The following is a 16,722-nucleotide window of genomic DNA, read 5'->3' as shown; positions in this document are numbered from 1 at the left end:
AAGCGCAGCGCCACCGGGCATTTCTGTCAAAGGAGTCACCACAATGTATATCGGGATCGATCTTGGCACATCGGGTGTGAAAGCCATCCTGTTGAGCGAGCAGGGCGACGTGTTAGCAACGCAGACGGAAACGTTGCAGGTTTCACGTCCGCATCCGCTGTGGTCGGAACAGGATCCGGAGCAGTGGTGGCAGGCGACGGACCGCGCAATCAAAGCCTTAGGTGGGCAGCACAGCCTTCGTAACGTGAAAGCGCTGGGGATTGCCGGACAAATGCACGGCGCTACGCTGCTCGATAGCCAGCATCGCGTGCTGCGTCCTGCGATCCTCTGGAATGATGGCCGCTGTGCGGAAGAGTGTGCGCTTCTCGAGGTGCGCGTACCTGCCTCCCGCGAGATTACCGGCAACCTGATGATGCCCGGCTTTACTGCGCCTAAATTACTGTGGGTGCAGCGCCACGAACCGGAGATTTTCCGTCAGGTGGCGAAAGTCATGCTGCCGAAAGACTATCTGCGTTTTCGCATGACGGGCGATTTCGCCAGCGACATGTCCGATGCCGCCGGCACGATGTGGCTCGACGTGGCGAAACGCGACTGGAGCGAGGCGATGCTGGATGCCTGCCATCTGACCCGTGAACATATGCCCGCGCTGTACGAAGGCTGTGAGGTGACAGGCGCACTGCTGCCAGCCGTTGCTGAGCGATGGAATATGCCTGCCGTACCGGTGGTGGCCGGGGGCGGTGATAACGCGGCGGGCGCTGTCGGTGTCGGGATGGTTGAGGCGGGGCAGGCGATGCTGTCGCTGGGAACGTCTGGCGTCTATTTTGCCGTCAGCGACGGGTATCGCAGTAATCCAGAAAGTGCTGTGCACAGCTTCTGTCATGCTCTTCCCGGGAAATGGCATTTGATGTCGGTAATGCTCAGTGCGGCATCCTGTCTGGACTGGGCGGCAAAACTCACCGGCATGGCCGACGTCCCGGCGCTCATTTCCGCGGCGCAGCAGGCGGATGACGCTGCCGGTACCGTCTGGTTTTTACCCTATCTTTCCGGCGAGCGTACGCCGCACAACAATCCGGAAGCAAAAGGGGTGTTCTTTGGTTTAACCCATCAACATGGCCCGGCAGAACTGGCGCGTGCGGTTCTGGAAGGCGTGGGCTATGCGCTGGCCGACGGGATGGACGTGGTACACGACTGCGGCCTGAAACCGACGAGCGTCACCCTGATCGGCGGCGGCGCGCGAAGCCCTTACTGGCGACAGATGCTGGCGGATATCAGCGGGTTGCAGCTGGATTTCCGCACAGGAGGTGATGTTGGCCCCGCGCTCGGTGCCGCGCGTCTGGCGCAGATAGCCATTCATCCGGAACAACCGCTTTCGCAACTGTTGCCGCAGCTTACGCTTGAACAGGCGCATGTACCTGACGCGGCGCGCCATGCGCGCTATGCGGAAAGGCGCGACGTGTTCCGCAAAATCTACCAGCAGCTGCTGCCGCTGATGTCGTAAATACGCTTGTCCGGGAGAGGTACGAGGATGTCCTTTTTTGGTCTGTGCGTGCCTTCATTTCCTTGCCAGTATGGTGTCACACCCACTGGCGAGGAGATCCATCATGTCACGCACTGCATTAATCAACATCGATACTCAGCAGTCATTCCATCACCGCAATTACTGGCAGGAAAGCGAGATCCCTGCTTTTCAGCAGGCGATGCTGGGGCTGATTGAAGGCTGCCAGGCGCGCAATATTCCGGTCGTTGATATTTTTCATGTGGATGAAGACGGACCTTTCACCCTGGAAAGCGGCTACGTCAAACCGATGGCCTTTTTGCGTCATCAGCCGGATGTGGTTTTCCAGAAACACGTCCATAATGCCTTCACGGATACCGGGCTTGACCGCTGGCTGCGCGAGCGTGATATCAACAGTGTGATTATCTGCGGCATTCGCACTGAACAATGCTGTGAAACCACCGCCCGGGTGGCATCCGATCTGGGTTATGCTGTGACCTTTGTCAGTGAGGCAACGCTGACGTTTCCCATGACGTACAAGGGCATTACCCTTAGCGCAGCGGAAATTCGCCATCGTACCGAGACGGTACTTTCGGGGCGTTTTGCCGAGATTAAAACGGTAGCGGAGACGCTGGAGTCACTGTAATGAGCATCGACGTTTGGTTCGTGATGTTGCCCGGGGTGCTGTCATTAGACATGACCGGCCCGGCAGAGACCTTTGTGCTGGCTGGCGACGCGTTTCGTCTGCATTACATTGGCCCGCAACCTGAGGTTCCGACGTCGATAGGCTTGACGATGAGCGGCATTCAGCCGCTGCCGGAGCGTCTCCCGGAAGGCAGTTTGCTGGTGCTGCCGGGGGTGAGCGACTCCCGCTTTCAGTTCTCAACGCCACAGGCGCAGCAGATCCAGCACTGGCTGATGCGCCTGCAGCCGCAGATCCAGCGCCAGGAGATCGCCGTGATGTGCGTCTGTTCAGGAGCCCTACTGGCGGCTAAATCGGGCCTGCTGAACAACCGACAGTGCACAACCCACCATGATGTTATTAGCCGTTTACGCACCGCGGCCCCCACGGCGACGATTAAAGAAAACCGCATATTTGTGCAGGACGAGAACATCTGGACCAGCGCAGGGATCACCTCAGGCATCGATCTGGCACTGCACATGATTAACCGCCTGTGCGGCCCCGAAAAGGCGCTGACCGTGGCGCGTGAGATGGTGGTCTGGTTCCGCCGTTCCGGTGACGATCCCCAGCTATCTCCCTGGTTACGCTACCGCAACCATCTTCACCCGGCGATTCATCGGGCGCAGGATGCGCTCACCGCCGAGCCGCAAAAGACGTGGAGTTTGCCTGATATCGCCGCACTGGCGCACGTTAGTCCTCGTCATCTCACCCGGCTTTTCCAGTCACACTTAGGTATTAGCGTTCGCGATTATCTGGAGCAACTGCGTCTGGCGGTGGCGGAGCAGTGGCTATTGCAGGGGCGCGGCGTGGAACAGGCTTCACTGGCGGCAGGGTTTTCCTCCCCGCGCCAGTACCATCGCGCCCGGCAGCGAAGCATTAACTGACGAAGCGGCGAGTGTCTATTTTTTGCAGCAGCATCGACAGCAGCAGGCTGATCGCCAGCGTAGCGGCAAAAATCCAGACGATATCCAGCACCGGCCAGCTTTTTAGCTCAATGCCTCTCGTGCGCAGCGCGTGGATCACCAGCGCGTGAAAACCGTAAATTCCGAGAGAGTGCCGCGAGATAATACTCAACACGGGCAGGGGACGCGCGTTCAGGGTGTTTTTGGCGAGCGTGAGCAGCGAAACGGCACAGATAAAGACCATCGGCCCGCAATAGAGATACCAGGTATCGGCAAAATTGCCGCGCCACTGCAGCTCGTGCAGCGTCCCGCGTGAAATCACCGCCACGCCAGCGATAAACAGCGCCCCGCAAAGCCAGTTCAGCCCGCGTTTTTGCGTGTCCATCATCCCGATGGCGCGCCCCAGCATGCCGTACAGCACATAGTAAAAAGTATCGCCGTTGATATAGAGATTGACCGGCAACCACTCAAATCCGTCGATTTTCTGTGAGAGCGTATTCGGGTTGGCGATAATGCCAGCCACCACCATCAGGGCCAGCAGCATTTTACCGCTGACGTTTTTTACCTGGATGAGCGGGGAGACCAGATAGATAACAATAATGGCGAAGAAGAACCACAGGTGGTAGAACACCGGTTTTTGCAGCACGTATTTCAGCGATAACCCGGCGTTAATGGAGGTGAACAGGGTGATATAGAGTAAGGCAACGGCGCTGTAGAATCCCAGGCAGGCCGCGATGCGAATGAAATTCCTCGGCTGCGCGCTACGCTCGCCAAAAAAGAGAAAGCCGGAAATCATAAAGAACAACGGCACGCTGACGCGTGACGCAGAGTTGAGAATATTGGCGATATCCCAGTTAACGGGGCTGACGCTGTGGGCATTCGTGACGTACCAGGTCGTCGTGTGGATCATGACCACCATCAGACACGCTATTCCCCGCAGGTTATCAATCCAGTTAATTTTTGACTGCATCAGTTCCTCGTATTCCCTGTAAATGGAGTGTGACTGCCGTTGTCCAAAAGTCTTCGTTTGGAAAATTCTGAGTTTTATTCAGCAGGCTTGTAGGGAGGCCGCGAGATTCGCAGAATGCCGGACCGTAATCTATAAAAGCTTTGATACTAAAAATAACAGCCACTGACCAGGGCGGTAATAAAAATGATGATGAAGCGTGTGGCGTCACTCTTTCTGCTGTTGATCCTGACGGGATGCAGTGCGCCGCAAGAAGCACCTGTGCAAAAAGCGCAGCAGGGTAAAATGAGCCCGGAACGTTCACTGAATATGGAAGCGCTCTGTAAAGATCGGGCCGCTCGCCGCTATAACTCGGACGTGCAGAAAATTGATGTCACCGGGTTTGAGCGTTTTCAGGGAAGCTATGAGCTGCGGGGCCATACGTCGCGCAAAGAGGGCTTTGTCTGCTCGTTTGATGCGGACGGTCAGTTTTTACACCTCTCCATGCGCTAGCCTGCTCGGATAATCAACAGCCAGACGCCGTCAGCGTTCTGGCCGCAAGGCTTATTTCCCAATTTTCCCTAAACAACCCCGTTTCGTACTGTATATCTTGCAGCCAGCGGGTATACTGGTCCCTTCCATTTAAAACCACACGTATCCAGCACGAAATACTATGCAAAAGTTTGATACCAAGACCTTCCAGGGCCTGATCCTGACCTTACAGGATTACTGGGCTCGTCAGGGCTGTACCATTGTTCAACCTTTGGACATGGAAGTCGGCGCCGGCACTTCACACCCGATGACCAGTCTGCGCGCGTTGGGGCCAGAGCCAATGGCGACCGCGTATGTGCAGCCTTCCCGTCGTCCGACCGATGGTCGTTACGGTGAAAACCCGAACCGTCTGCAGCATTACTATCAGTTCCAGGTGGTGATTAAGCCATCACCAGACAACATTCAGGAACTGTATCTCGGGTCGCTGAAAGAGCTGGGTATGGATCCCACCATCCACGACATTCGCTTCGTGGAAGATAACTGGGAAAACCCAACGCTGGGTGCCTGGGGTCTGGGTTGGGAAGTGTGGCTGAACGGCATGGAAGTGACCCAGTTCACTTACTTCCAGCAGGTGGGTGGTCTGGAATGTAAGCCGATCACCGGTGAAATCACCTACGGTCTGGAACGTCTGGCGATGTACATTCAGGGCGTAGACAGCGTTTACGACCTGGTCTGGAGCGACGGCCCGCTGGGTAAAACCACCTACGGCGACGTGTTCCATCAGAACGAAGTGGAGCAATCCACCTATAACTTCGAATACGCGGACGTGGACTTCCTGTTCACCTGCTTCGAGCAGTACGAGAAAGAAGCGCAGCAGCTGCTGGCGCTGGAGACTCCGCTGCCGCTGCCTGCCTACGAGCGTATTCTGAAGGCCGCCCACAGTTTCAACCTGCTGGACGCCCGCAAAGCCATCTCCGTGACTGAACGTCAGCGTTACATTCTGCGTATTCGCACCCTGACCAAAGCCGTTGCAGAAGCTTACTACGCGTCCCGTGAAGCCCTTGGCTTCCCGATGTGCAACCGAAACAAATAAGAGGCGGCCATGTCTGAGAAAACTTTCCTGGTGGAAATCGGCACCGAAGAGCTGCCACCAAAAGCCCTGCGCAGCCTGGCTGAATCTTTCGCTGCGAACGTGACCGCTGAGCTGGATAACGCTGGCCTGGCACACGGTAAAATTGAGTGGTTTGCCGCACCGCGCCGTCTGGCGCTGAAAGTGGCAAATCTGGCGGCGTCTCAGCCGGATCGCGAAGTCGAAAAACGTGGCCCGGCGATTGCCCAGGCGTTTGACGCGGAAGGCAAGCCAAGCAAAGCGGCTGAAGGCTGGGCGCGCGGTTGCGGCATCACCGTTGACCAGGCCGAGCGTCTGGCCACGGATAAAGGCGAGTGGCTGCTGTATCGTGCGCATGTGAAAGGCGAAAGCGCGGAAGCGCTGCTGCCGGACATGATTGCCACGTCTCTGGCGAAGCTGCCGATTCCTAAGCTGATGCGCTGGGGCGCGTCTGACGTACACTTCGTGCGTCCGGTTCACACCGTGACCCTGCTGCTGGGCGATACCGTTATTCCTGCTACCATTCTGGGCGTGGCATCCAATCGCGTGATCCGCGGTCACCGCTTCATGGGCGAGCCGGAATTCACCATCGACAATGCCGACCAGTACCCGCAGATCCTGCTGGAGCGCGGTAAAGTTATTGCCGACTACGAACAGCGTAAAGCCAAAATCAAAGCGGACGCCGAAGAAGCGGCGCGCCAGATTGGCGGTAACGCAGACCTGAGCGAAAGCCTGCTGGAAGAAGTGACTTCTCTGGTTGAATGGCCGGTTGTGCTGACCGCGAAGTTCGAAGAGAAATTCCTGGCCGTTCCGGCTGAAGCGCTGGTGTACACCATGAAGGGTGACCAGAAGTACTTCCCGGTTTACGCCAACGACGGCAAGCTGCTGCCAAACTTCATCTTCGTGGCGAACATCGAATCGAAAGATCCGATCCAGATTATTTCCGGAAACGAGAAAGTGGTGCGTCCGCGTCTGGCGGATGCCGAGTTCTTCTTCAATACCGACCGTAAAAAGCGTCTGGAAGATCATCTCCCGCGTCTGCAGACCGTGCTGTTCCAGCAGCAGCTGGGTACGCTGCGCGACAAGACAGACCGTATTGCGGAACTGTCCGGCTGGATCGCCCGCGAAATCGGTGCAGACGTCAACCACGCGACGCGTGCTGGCCTGCTGTCAAAATGCGACCTGATGACCAACATGGTGTTCGAATTTACCGACACCCAGGGCGTTATGGGTATGCACTACGCGCGTCACGATGGCGAAGCGGAAGACGTGGCCGTGGCCCTGAACGAGCAGTATCAGCCGCGCTTTGCGGGTGACGAACTGCCGTCCAACCCGGTTGCCTGTGCCGTGGCGATTGCCGATAAGATGGACACCCTGGCGGGTATCTTTGGTATCGGCCAGCATCCAAAGGGCGACAAAGACCCGTTTGCGCTGCGTCGTGCTGCGCTGGGCGTGCTGCGTATCATCGTTGAGAAGAACCTGAACCTCGATCTGCAAACGCTGACCGAAGAAGCGGTGCGTCTATACGGTGATAAGCTGACCAACGCGAAGGTTGTGGATGATGTGATCGACTTTATGCTCGGTCGTTTCCGCGCGTGGTATCAGGACGAAGGTTACACCGTTGACACCATTCAGGCAGTGCTGGCGCGTCGTCCAACCCGTCCGGCTGATTTCGATGCGCGTATGAAGGCGGTTTCCCACTTCCGTACGCTGGAAGCGGCATCTGCCCTGGCCGCGGCCAACAAGCGTGTATCTAACATTCTGGCGAAATCCGACGAGACGCTGAACGAGCGCGTGAACGCCGCGACCCTGAAAGAGCCGGAAGAGATCGCTCTGGCGATGCAGGTTGTGGTGCTGCGCGACAAGCTCGAGCCGTACTTCGCGGAAGGTCGCTACCAGGAAGCGCTGGTGGAGCTGGCTGAGCTGCGTGACGTTATCGACGCCTTCTTCGAGAAAGTGATGGTGAACGTAGAAGATAAAGAGCTGCGTGTTAACCGTCTCTCCATGCTCGAGAAACTGCGCGAGTTGTTCCTGCGCGTAGCGGATATTTCGCTGCTGCAGTAATGTGCCCGTTGCCCGGCGACGCTTCGCTTGCACGGGCCTACAGGTGAGAAAAACCCGCTTCGGCGGGTTTTTTTATACCGTACCGCACAAAATTTAACCTTGAAACCGTCAACACATTACCGCTATCCTTATCGCGTTAACTTTCTCGCGCTGGAGCGCCCCCCAAAAATGAACAAACACGACTGATGAACTTCGATCCTTGCTAAACGCCACCGCGTCGGCAGGGGATGTTTTGATTTCATTCAGGAGTGCTTATGGCTCATTTTGCGCAGTCCCCTTCTTTTATTTTGCATCAGGTCACCTGTCAGTTTCCGACGGGCGATACCCTTTTTGGTCCGCTGAATCTCACGCTGGAACCCTCCCTGTGCGCGCTGGTTGGCCGCAACGGCAGCGGGAAAACGCGTCTGCTGCGTCTGCTGGCGGGGCTGGACGAACCGGCTACCGGTCATATTGAGCGCTTTGGCTCGCATGCCTGGGTGGCGCAGCAGCACGTTATTTCTCCGCAGACGACGCTTGCTGAACTGCTCGGGTATGACGCGATTTTTACGGCGCGTAAGCGCATCGACAGCGGCGATTACCAGCCTGACGATCTGGAGATGCTCGACGGTTACTGGGATGTAGCCGAGCGCCTGAGCGAGGCGTTTATCAATGCGAAGCTCCCACCGTTTGACCCGGATAAACCTGCCGGTGAACTCAGCGGCGGCGAGCGCATTCGCGCCCTGCTGTGCGGGGCGTTTACGGCTGAAGCGGATTTCATGCTGCTGGACGAACCCACTAACCATCTGGATCGACAAGGCCGGGCGTGGTTCTACGACCAGCTCAGCCGTTTTCAGGGCGGCGTGCTGGTGGCCTCCCATGACCGTGAACTTCTGGAGCAGGTGCCGCGTATCCTTGAACTGAGCGCCTCGGGTCTGCGCAGCTACGGCGGGAATTATGCGGATTATCACACCCAGCGCGATGCCGAACAGCAGGCGGCCCGCGCGGCGCTGGAACATGCTGCAACCGAGCGCAAACGCACTCGGGCACGCATGCAAAAAGAGCATGATGACAGCCAGCGGCGTTCGGCAAAGACATTACGCACCGTCGATACCCTGAATATCGCGTCGTTCGAGCGGGTCAAATATAAAGGCGCGGCAAAGGAGCGGATCGGCTCCTGGAAAAAACAGCACAGCGAGCAAAATGAAGCCCTGAACGCCGCGGTAAACAAGGCGCGTGAACGCGTTGAAGAAGATAATCCGGTGATGTTCACCCTGCCGGGGAGTCAGATCCCGGAGGGGAAGCAGGTACTGGTGCTGGAGGATCTGGTGCTGCCGCATGTGCCTGTTCCTCCGCTCAACTGGCGGATGGACGGACCAATGCGCGTGGCGTTAAAGGGACCGAACGGCTGCGGAAAATCGACGCTGTTAAAAACTATCCTCGGCGAGATTGCCCCCCGTTCGGGTACCTGTAGGGTTTCCGTCAGCTGCGCTTATCTCGACCAACATCTGTCCCGGCTCGATCTGTCGCAGTCGGTCATGACGCATCTCAACTTGAGTCATACGCCTCTGGAAGAGGGGGTATTGCGAACCCGTCTGGCGCAGCTTCAGCTGGGTGCCGACAAAGTTACGCTTCCGCTGGCGGAGCTCAGCGGCGGCGAGCGTCTTAAGGCCGCCCTGGCCTGCGTGCTGTGGCGCGCGGAAGCCACGCAGCTTCTGCTGCTGGATGAACCGACCAACCATCTGGACTTGGCCTCAGTCCAGGCCATTGAAGCGGCGCTGGCCGGTTTCCCCGGGGCTTTACTGGTGGTATCACACGATGAGGTTTTTTTAAAAGGATTAACATTAACGCATGAATGGGTATGGGAAGAGGCGGGTTGGCGTTGTGATAGCCTTTAAAACACAAGCCCCCGCAAAGGCGGGGGCATTCAAACTTCACTACGCTATCTGTTTGCTGAATGCAGGGTTGGCCTGAATCAGGCGCATCAGCCTTAACTCGGTTGGGGTGGGTTTCTCTCGTTTTGACTCCCACTCCTGCACCATAGCCACGCTGACACCCATCGCTCTGGCGAATTCTTCCGTTTTCAGTCCTGTCCCTTTGCGCAATTGCTCATATTCTGTAAAGGGATTGGATTTTTGTTGCAGGGTAATCGTCTGCGGTACATCTTTAAAAATGATCTGTTCCAGACTGCTCAGCAGCTCAAACTCAGGATCTTTATATTCCATTGAGGACTCCTCTTAAATCTCACATCGTGATCAAGAACATCAGAGAGCCAATTAAGAATAGTCCCTAATACCAACCCAGGATCGTCGCGGTTGTGATTAATCGTGCGGTAACGATCGCTTTACCCGATTCAGCGATATGGATAGTTATGCTAATTCCCTGATTAGTCATATGTCGGCTTCGTCAGGTATTTTTTTGTAAATGGTAAGAAATAAATCGGCAATAGCCGTTTTGCATGAAAAGAGTATCTTGCAAGGCTGACCTGGACTATCCTTGTCAGCGTCGGGCACGCGTGTGCCGGTGTGCGCTTTTTTGGGTGAAAGGAGTAATAAAATGGCGACAGGAAAGTCCTGCTCTCGCTGGTTTGCGCCTATTGCGGCGTTGTTGATGGTTGTTAGCCTGAGTGGGTGTTTTGATAAAGAAGGCGATCAGCGCAAAGCGTTTATCGATTTTCTGCAGAATACAGTGATGCGCAGCGGCGAGCGGTTGCCGACGCTGACTGCGGATCAGAAAAAACAGTTTGGCCCCTTCGTGTCCGATTACGCCATTCTTTATGGTTATTCACAGCAGGTGAGCCAGGCGATGGATTCCGGTATCCGTCCCGTGGTGGATAGCGTGAACGCCATTCGCGTTCCGCAGGATTATATGACGCAGCGTGAACCGCTTCGCCAGTCCAACGGCGCGCTTGGCGTGCTGAGCCAGCAGTTGCAGAATGCGAAAATGCAGGCTGATGCGTCACGTTCTGCGCTGAAGCAGGGCGACGATCTCAAACCGGTCTTCGACAAAGTGTATGAGAAAGTGGTGACGAAACCGTCTGAAGCACTGCAACCGTTGATTCCGGCCGCGCAAATCTTCACGCAGCAGCTGGTTCAGGTGGGTGACTTTATCGCCCAGCAGGAGACTCAGGTGAGCTTTGTTGCCAACGGCATTCAGTTCCCGACCTCGCAGCAGGCAAGCCAGTACAATACGCTGATTGGGCCGCTGGCCTCCCAGCATCAGGCCTTTAGCCAGGCCTGGGGTGTCGCAGTCACTGCCACAGAATAAACCGAAAAAACCTCGCTTCCGGCGGGGTTTTTTATGCATATCGAAAATAACGCTTGTCATTCTTCTACCACATCGGTATAACTATCCCCGTCGGTTTGTTACACAGACCTAAAGCAGTTTAGTAAAGCAGTCCAGATTGTTATCCATAGATACCCTTCGTAGTGACCCTTCCTTCATCGCTTAAAACTCTGTAACGCAATCCATCAAGCCGGAAGGCACAATATATTTGTTAATAAGGTAATTTCTATGTCTGCTAAAATGACTGGTCTGGTAAAATGGTTCAACGCTGATAAAGGTTTCGGCTTCATCACTCCTGACGATGGCTCAAAAGACGTGTTCGTACACTTCTCTGCTATCCAGAACGAAGGCTACAAATCTCTGGATGAAGGTCAGAAAGTTTCCTTCACCATCGAAAGCGGCGCTAAAGGCCCAGCAGCTGGTAACGTTGTAAGCCTGTAAGCTTCCAACCCAGTAGCACAAAATTCAAAAACCCGCCTTCTGGCGGGTTTTTTCGTTTCTATCGTTGCACCTGCGGGTTCACGCAGTTTATCTCCACCTTTCCGCTAAGGGCGGCAATAAGATTATCGACCGCAGTGGCCGCCATGTTGTAGCGCGTCTCATGGGTGGCTGAGCCGATGTGCGGCAGGGCAACCACGTTTGGCAGCGAAAGCAGCGGGGAATCCACCGGCAGCGGTTCCTGCTCAAAGACGTCCAGACCTGCTGCATGGATCTCACCGTTCTGCAGGGCCTCAATCAGCGCCTTCTCATCCACCACCGGGCCGCGACCTGCATTGATGAAAATGGCTGACTGCTTCATTTTCTTAAACGCCTCTTTGCCAATCAGATGACGCGTTTCGTCCGTCAGCGGCAGAACCAGGCAGACAAAATCGGCTTCCTCCAGCAGGGTATCCAGCTCGCAGTAACGGGCGTTGAAGCGTTCTTCGGCTTCACTGTGATGGCGACGCGCGTTATACAGAATCGGCATGTTAAAACCAAAATGCGCGCGCTGCGCCAGTGCCAGCCCGATACGCCCCATGCCAACAATGCCCAGCGTTTTGCCGTGGACGTCCACGCCAAACCAGTCCGGTCCAATGCTTTTTGTCCATTCGCCCGCTTTCACGCGCTCAGCCACTTCCACCACGCGACGGGCCGTGGTGAGTACCAGCGCCATCAGCGTGTCGGCCACGGTTTCCGTCAGGGCGTGTGGCGTATGCATCAGCAGGATCTTGCGGGCATTAAGGGCATCCACATCGAAGTTGTCGTAACCCACGGAAACGGTAGAGGTAGCACGAAGCTTCGGCATTTTCTCCAGCAGGGCGACATCCACTTTCTCGCTTGAACCCAGCAGACCTTCGGCGCGGGCGAACGCTTCGGCGTGCTGTGCCACGGTTTCCGGGCTCAGGTTCTTCACCTGCGTGACGGTGAAGTGTTCTTCAAGGCGTTTCTGCAGATCTTCCGGCAGTGCTTTATACAAAATGACGGACGGCTTCATGCTAATCTCCGTTGATTTTTAAGGATTCAGGCGTGGCGAGCGCCGACAGGGTGTTGTTGATTATTAGCAGGCTTAACAATCAAAGTAAGCCACACGGAGGCGAAAAGCGCCACCCCCATAAAGATGTACGATGCGGACGGACTGCCGGTGGCACCGTTCAGGTAGCCGACGAACCAGGAGCCGCAGAACGAACCCAGCGCACCCATACTGTTAATCAGCGCCATCGCGCCGCCCGCTACGTTACGCGGCAGCATTTCCGGGATGATGGCAAAGAACGGACCGTACGGGGCGTACATGGCTGCACCGGCAATGACCAGCAGGGCGTAAGAGGCCCAGAAGTGATTCGCGCCTACGGCCCAGGAACCAATGAACGCAAAGGCTGCGATCAGCAGCAGCGGCCAGACAAACAGCTTACGGTTCTGCAGCTTGTCCGATGCCCATGAAGCAACGATCATGGCGATGGTCGCGGCCAGATACGGTACGGAAGAGAGCCAGCCTACCTCTACCATGCCGAGGTTCTCGCCGCCGCTGCGGATAATCGACGGCAGCCACAGCACAAAGCCGTACACGCCAATGCTCCAGGTAAAATACTGTGCGCAGAGCAGGATCACGTTACGCGAGCGGAAGGCTTCACCGTAGTTGCGTACCGCCTTCAGACCTTGCTGTTCTTTATCCAGCTGTGCCTGCAGCGCCGCTTTTTCGTCTTCGGAAAGCCATTTCGCCTGGGCAGGTTTATCTTTCACCAGCACCCACCAGCAGAATGCCCAGATCACTGCCGGAACCCCTTCGATGATAAACATTTCACGCCAGCCGAAGGACTGGATCAGGTAGCCAGACACCACCGACATCCACAGTACCGTGACCGGGTTACCGAGGATCAGGAAGGTATTCGCTCGCGAGCGTTCAGATTTGGTAAACCAGTTGCTGATGTAGATCAGCATCGCTGGCATGACCGCCGCCTCGACGATGCCGAGGATAAAGCGAATGGCGGCCAGGGCAGGAATATTGTTCACCACGCCGGTCAGTGACGCGCAGGCACCCCACAGGATCAGACAGACGAAGATCAGCTTACGCACGCTGCGGCGTTCCGCGTAAATCGCGCCGGGGATCTGGAAGAAGAAGTAGCCCAGGAAGAAAAGGGCACCCAGCAGGGAGGAGATACCTTTGGTGATGCCGAGGTCCTCTGTGATCCCCGCCGCGGACGCGAAGCTGAAGTTGGCACGGTCAAGGTACGCCAGGCTGTACGTGATAAACACGATCGGCATGATGTACCACCAGCGTTTTACTGCATTGGTCGAACTGTTCATAGGCTTGCCTCTGTTGTTGAGGTTGTTACCGCCGTTGTCTGTAGGGTACACGGTGGCTTAATTATTTGGTGCGGCTTGCTGCCCTCACCCTGGCCCTCTCCCTGTGGGAGAGGGAATTTAAACGCCGAGCGCTGCTCGCGTTGGTAATCCTTCGCTGTCGCCCTGCACCTGAATGGCCAGCGAACCAATCTTGTTGCCCCGTGCGACGGCCTGCTGCAGCGTTTTGCCTTCCAGCAGGGCACTAATCACGCCCACGGCAAAACCGTCGCCCGCGCCGACGGTGTCGACCACGTTCTCAACTTTCACCGCCGCGACCGCGCCCTGTTCGCCGTCGGCCGTTTTAAACCATGCGCCATCGGCACCGGTCTTCAGCACTACCGCTTTTACTCCTTTATTCAGGTAGAAATCGGCAATGCCTTCCGGCGTGTTTTCGCCGGTCAAGATCATCCCTTCTTTCAGACCCGGTAGAACCCAGTCCGCTCTGAACGCCAGACGGTTGAGTTTCTCAACCATTTCCGCTTCGCTTTTCCACAGCACCGGGCGCAGGTTCGGATCGAAAGAGATCGTTTTACCCTGGGCTTTCAGAGTGGCTGCCGCGTGATCCAGCAGTTCATACGAGCTGGCAGACAGCGCTGCCGCCACGCCGCTCAGGTGCAGATGGCGCGCGGAGGCGAAATAGTCGGCGTGGTAATCCGCCACAGAGAGGTGGCTTGCGGCCGATCCTTTGCGGAAATACTCCACAATGGGATCGGTTCCATTTTCGACCTTAGATTTAAGCTGAAAGCCGGTAGGGAAGCGTCCGTCGAGGGTGACACCTGCGGCATCAATACCCTCTTTTTTCAGCGAATCGAGAACGAAATGGCCAAAGCTGTCGTCCCCCACGCGGCTGACCCAGCCGACGTTCAGGCCGAGACGCGCCAGGCCGGTCGCGACGTTCAGCTCTGCGCCTGCTACGCGTTTGATAAAGTGCTCCACCGCGCTCAGTTCGCCCGTTTCAGTGGCGACAAACATCGCCATGGCCTCGCCAATCGTGATGACATCCAGCGTCTTGTGCATGGTCTACTCCTCGCGCAGCAGGTTGACGTAATGGCGGGTAACGGCGGTTAAATCCGTCCCTTCCAGCGGGAACTCGATACCGCGCGGGGCATCGGCAGGCAGCTGGCTGAGCAGATCCAGCCAGCGCGCATCAGCGTGGTCCGGTGCCACGGCGCGGAAGTTATCTTTATGCGGTACGGCGGCTTTAACGTGGATATAGCTCACCGCTGGGGCCAGATGACGCGCGGCCTCTTCGGGGGAATCGCCAACCCACAGCCAGTTGCCCATGTCGAAGGTCAGCGTGATGGGCAATGCCATTTCCCGACAGGCTGCCTGGAAGCGCTGCATGGGCGCGAGCTGACCGCAGTCGGTCTGGTCGTTCTCCACAACCAGCGCCATGCCGCTTGCGCTCAGCAGGGCATGCAGGGCGTCGAGAGGCTGCGTGTCGCGGAAGTGGCCGAGGGAAACCTTCAGCCACAGGGCGTTCAGGGTGTTAGCCTCAGAGAGATAGCGGGTCAGATCCGGGTTGAGGGTGCCGTCGGGCATAAACAGGGCGGCGGGGGCGGAGTAGCACGCCAGCAGGCCCAGCAGCTCAATGGATTCTCCCAGCGCAGGCAGCGCCAGCAGCTCTTCGCTGGTGAACAGTTCACGGCGGATCTCCACGCCGTCTGCTCCTGCACCTGCAATAACGGGCAGCATCGCCCGTTGACCGCCTGCCTGTCGCACCTGTTCCGCACCGTACGCGGCGGTGACCACCATAATTTTCCTGCCCATCTTCGGACTCCATCGCAACATATCAATACTATTACGCTAGATGGAACCGGTTCCAAAGAAAAGATCAGGATGTCGAATTTATGATCGGTATCACAAGGGAAAATTAACGTGCGGTGGAGCCGCGAACGATCAGCTCGCCGGAGAAGACCTGCTCGCGAACGCTATCGCTGGTGCCTTCAATGCGACGAACCACTTGTTCAACAGCAGCATAGCCAATCTGCCAGGTGGGTTGTTTGAGGGTAGTAATGCCAACGCCGGCCAGCTCCGCCCACTCCAGTTCATCAAACCCCAGCAGACCGATATCGCTGCCCCAGTGCAGGCCAATGCGCTTGAGCGAGCGGGCGACCTGAAGCGTCAGCGCACCGTTGGCGGAGATAACGGCTTTGCGCATCCCGCGATGGCGCGTGTGGAACTGACGCAGAGTGTTGTCGAGCTGGTCGGCTTCGTGAAGCGGCGTTTCGGCATTTTCGGCGATCACGCCAGGATAACGCTCCAGCGTGGCGCGAAATGCGCTCAGGCGCTCGCGACGGGTGTTGACCATTCCCAATGGTTCGCTCAGAAACAGAATCGCTTCGAAGCCCTGTTCAATCAGATGTTCGGTCGCGGTAGTAGCGGCCTGAGTGTTATCCAGCCCGACCACATCGCAGGCAAATTCCGGAATTTTACGGTCGATGAGGACCATGGGCAGGGAGGATTGCTGCAGGCGGTTTAAACCCTCTTCCCGCATGCCCACCGCGTTAACCACAATCCCTTCAACCTGGTAGCTGCGCAGCAGATCGAGGTAATGCAGCTCCTGGTCGACTTCGTTGTTGGTATTACAGACCAGCGGCGTGAAACCCTTCTCGCGACAGGCGGCTTCAATACCGCTGAGCACGTTAACGGAATAGGGGTTGGTGATATCGGCGATGATAAGCCCGATAAGGCGAGTGCGACCGCGTTTGAGCCCGCGTGCCATAAGGCTGGGACGGTAGTCGAGATCGGCAATGGCTTGTTCAATTCGCGCCAGCAATGCGTCGGACAACAGGTGTTTCTCGCCGTTAAGGTAGCGCGAAATGCTGGTTTTACCGGTTTTGGCGGCTTTTGCCACGTCGCTGATGGTGGCCCGGGCTGGTTTGCTCATCGCTGATTTCCCTGAATTTAGTGAGAATACCTTAACGGGAAAATCTGACGAATCAAGTAATT

The 16,722-nt window shown here is 56.8% G+C and carries 16 protein-coding genes; 9 read left to right on the top strand and 7 right to left on the bottom strand.

Going from position 1 to position 16,722, the window contains the following annotated elements:
• Window positions 1-43 precede the first annotated feature (43 nt).
• The 3 genes from xylB (at window position 44) to FU672_RS14635 (ending at window position 3,061) form a co-directional block, all read left to right on the top strand.
• A complete protein-coding gene (gene xylB, locus FU672_RS14645) occupies window positions 44-1,498 on the top strand; it encodes a xylulokinase (protein ID WP_148243770.1) in 1,455 nt (484 codons plus the stop codon).
• 103 nt (window positions 1,499-1,601) lie between these two features.
• Window positions 1,602-2,141 carry an isochorismatase family protein gene (locus FU672_RS14640; protein ID WP_063145360.1) on the top strand — a complete coding sequence of 180 codons (540 nt, stop codon included), beginning with the start codon at window positions 1,602-1,604 and terminating at the stop codon, window positions 2,139-2,141.
• Complete coding sequence (locus FU672_RS14635; RefSeq protein WP_148243769.1) at window positions 2,141-3,061, top strand: GlxA family transcriptional regulator; 921 nt, start codon at window positions 2,141-2,143, stop codon at window positions 3,059-3,061. The genes FU672_RS14640 and FU672_RS14635 overlap by 1 nt, the downstream gene beginning before the upstream one ends.
• On the opposite strand, the gene FU672_RS14630 is transcribed toward FU672_RS14635, so the two are convergent.
• The gene (locus tag FU672_RS14630) at window positions 3,054-4,049 is read right to left on the bottom strand and encodes an acyltransferase (protein ID WP_148243768.1); all 996 of its coding nucleotides are present in this window, start codon (window positions 4,047-4,049) and stop codon (window positions 3,054-3,056) included. The two genes, FU672_RS14635 and FU672_RS14630, sit on opposite strands and share 8 nt — an antisense overlap.
• A gap of 183 nt (window positions 4,050-4,232) precedes the next feature.
• Between FU672_RS14630 and FU672_RS14625 the strand changes: the two genes are divergently transcribed.
• The 4 genes from FU672_RS14625 (at window position 4,233) to FU672_RS14610 (ending at window position 9,563) form a co-directional block, all read left to right on the top strand.
• Window positions 4,233-4,538 (top strand): YsaB family lipoprotein, encoded by a 306-nt coding sequence (locus FU672_RS14625; protein ID WP_148243767.1) that lies wholly within the window; start codon window positions 4,233-4,235, stop codon window positions 4,536-4,538.
• Window positions 4,539-4,698: 160 nt separating this feature from the next.
• A complete protein-coding gene (glyQ, locus tag FU672_RS14620) occupies window positions 4,699-5,610 on the top strand; it encodes a glycine--tRNA ligase subunit alpha (RefSeq protein ID WP_003860141.1) in 912 nt (303 codons plus the stop codon).
• Window positions 5,611-5,619: 9 nt separating this feature from the next.
• Window positions 5,620-7,689, top strand: a complete 2,070-nt coding sequence (gene glyS / locus FU672_RS14615) for a glycine--tRNA ligase subunit beta (RefSeq protein ID WP_148243766.1) — start codon at window positions 5,620-5,622, stop codon at window positions 7,687-7,689.
• A gap of 254 nt (window positions 7,690-7,943) precedes the next feature.
• Window positions 7,944-9,563, top strand: coding sequence for an ABC-F family ATP-binding cassette domain-containing protein (locus tag FU672_RS14610; RefSeq protein ID WP_148243765.1), 1,620 nt, complete (start codon window positions 7,944-7,946; stop codon window positions 9,561-9,563).
• Between the two features lie 39 nt (window positions 9,564-9,602).
• On the opposite strand, the gene FU672_RS14605 is transcribed toward FU672_RS14610, so the two are convergent.
• On the bottom strand, window positions 9,603-9,890 hold the full coding sequence (locus FU672_RS14605; RefSeq protein ID WP_148243764.1) for an HTH-type transcriptional regulator: 288 nt from the start codon (window positions 9,888-9,890) through the stop codon (window positions 9,603-9,605).
• 331 nt (window positions 9,891-10,221) lie between these two features.
• On the opposite strand from FU672_RS14605, the gene FU672_RS14600 reads away from it, so the two are divergent.
• Together FU672_RS14600 and cspE are read left to right on the top strand one after the other, a co-directional pair.
• Complete coding sequence (locus FU672_RS14600; RefSeq protein WP_148243763.1) at window positions 10,222-10,932, top strand: DUF3053 domain-containing protein; 711 nt, start codon at window positions 10,222-10,224, stop codon at window positions 10,930-10,932.
• Window positions 10,933-11,178: 246 nt separating this feature from the next.
• Window positions 11,179-11,391: a transcription antiterminator/RNA stability regulator CspE gene (cspE, locus tag FU672_RS14595; RefSeq protein ID WP_014168131.1), complete on the top strand. Its 213-nt coding sequence runs from the start codon at window positions 11,179-11,181 to the stop codon at window positions 11,389-11,391.
• A gap of 58 nt (window positions 11,392-11,449) precedes the next feature.
• On the opposite strand, the gene ghrB is transcribed toward cspE, so the two are convergent.
• The 5 genes from ghrB to FU672_RS14570 all read right to left on the bottom strand — a co-directional run bounded on the left by ghrB (window position 11,450) and on the right by FU672_RS14570 (window position 16,660).
• Window positions 11,450-12,424, bottom strand: coding sequence for a glyoxylate/hydroxypyruvate reductase GhrB (gene ghrB / locus FU672_RS14590; RefSeq protein WP_148243762.1), 975 nt, complete (start codon window positions 12,422-12,424; stop codon window positions 11,450-11,452).
• Window positions 12,425-12,450: 26 nt separating this feature from the next.
• Entirely contained in the window at window positions 12,451-13,731 is a 1,281-nt protein-coding gene (locus tag FU672_RS14585; RefSeq protein WP_148243761.1) for an MFS transporter, read from the bottom strand.
• 117 nt (window positions 13,732-13,848) lie between these two features.
• Window positions 13,849-14,787 (bottom strand): sugar kinase, encoded by a 939-nt coding sequence (locus FU672_RS14580; protein ID WP_148243760.1) that lies wholly within the window; start codon window positions 14,785-14,787, stop codon window positions 13,849-13,851.
• 3 nt (window positions 14,788-14,790) lie between these two features.
• Window positions 14,791-15,540: a sugar phosphate isomerase/epimerase family protein gene (locus tag FU672_RS14575; RefSeq protein WP_148243759.1), complete on the bottom strand. Its 750-nt coding sequence runs from the start codon at window positions 15,538-15,540 to the stop codon at window positions 14,791-14,793.
• Window positions 15,541-15,643: 103 nt separating this feature from the next.
• On the bottom strand, window positions 15,644-16,660 hold the full coding sequence (locus FU672_RS14570; protein WP_148243758.1) for a LacI family DNA-binding transcriptional regulator: 1,017 nt from the start codon (window positions 16,658-16,660) through the stop codon (window positions 15,644-15,646).
• Window positions 16,661-16,722: the final 62 nt, after the last annotated feature.

Source organism: Enterobacter asburiae (genome assembly GCF_008080435.1).
Classification (GTDB): Bacteria; Pseudomonadota; Gammaproteobacteria; order Enterobacterales; family Enterobacteriaceae; genus Enterobacter; species Enterobacter asburiae_C.
This window is presented reverse-complemented; position numbering and strand designations above follow the sequence as displayed.

Bases quoted from the DNA above. Each gene is read 5' to 3' on its own strand.
- xylB (WP_148243770.1), top strand. From the start codon at position 44: ATGTATATCGGGATCGATCTTGGCACATCGGGTGTGAAAGCCATCCTG.
- FU672_RS14640 (WP_063145360.1), top strand. From the start codon at position 1,602: ATGTCACGCACTGCATTAATCAACATCGATACTCAGCAGTCATTCCAT.
- FU672_RS14635 (WP_148243769.1), top strand. From the start codon at position 2,141: ATGAGCATCGACGTTTGGTTCGTGATGTTGCCCGGGGTGCTGTCATTA.
- FU672_RS14630 (WP_148243768.1), bottom strand. From the start codon at position 4,049: ATGCAGTCAAAAATTAACTGGATTGATAACCTGCGGGGAATAGCGTGT.
- FU672_RS14625 (WP_148243767.1), top strand. From the start codon at position 4,233: ATGATGATGAAGCGTGTGGCGTCACTCTTTCTGCTGTTGATCCTGACG.
- glyQ (WP_003860141.1), top strand. From the start codon at position 4,699: ATGCAAAAGTTTGATACCAAGACCTTCCAGGGCCTGATCCTGACCTTA.
- glyS (WP_148243766.1), top strand. From the start codon at position 5,620: ATGTCTGAGAAAACTTTCCTGGTGGAAATCGGCACCGAAGAGCTGCCA.
- FU672_RS14610 (WP_148243765.1), top strand. From the start codon at position 7,944: ATGGCTCATTTTGCGCAGTCCCCTTCTTTTATTTTGCATCAGGTCACC.
- FU672_RS14605 (WP_148243764.1), bottom strand. From the start codon at position 9,890: ATGGAATATAAAGATCCTGAGTTTGAGCTGCTGAGCAGTCTGGAACAG.
- FU672_RS14600 (WP_148243763.1), top strand. From the start codon at position 10,222: ATGGCGACAGGAAAGTCCTGCTCTCGCTGGTTTGCGCCTATTGCGGCG.
- cspE (WP_014168131.1), top strand. From the start codon at position 11,179: ATGTCTGCTAAAATGACTGGTCTGGTAAAATGGTTCAACGCTGATAAA.
- ghrB (WP_148243762.1), bottom strand. From the start codon at position 12,424: ATGAAGCCGTCCGTCATTTTGTATAAAGCACTGCCGGAAGATCTGCAG.
- FU672_RS14585 (WP_148243761.1), bottom strand. From the start codon at position 13,731: ATGAACAGTTCGACCAATGCAGTAAAACGCTGGTGGTACATCATGCCG.
- FU672_RS14580 (WP_148243760.1), bottom strand. From the start codon at position 14,787: ATGCACAAGACGCTGGATGTCATCACGATTGGCGAGGCCATGGCGATG.
- FU672_RS14575 (WP_148243759.1), bottom strand. From the start codon at position 15,540: ATGGGCAGGAAAATTATGGTGGTCACCGCCGCGTACGGTGCGGAACAG.
- FU672_RS14570 (WP_148243758.1), bottom strand. From the start codon at position 16,660: ATGAGCAAACCAGCCCGGGCCACCATCAGCGACGTGGCAAAAGCCGCC.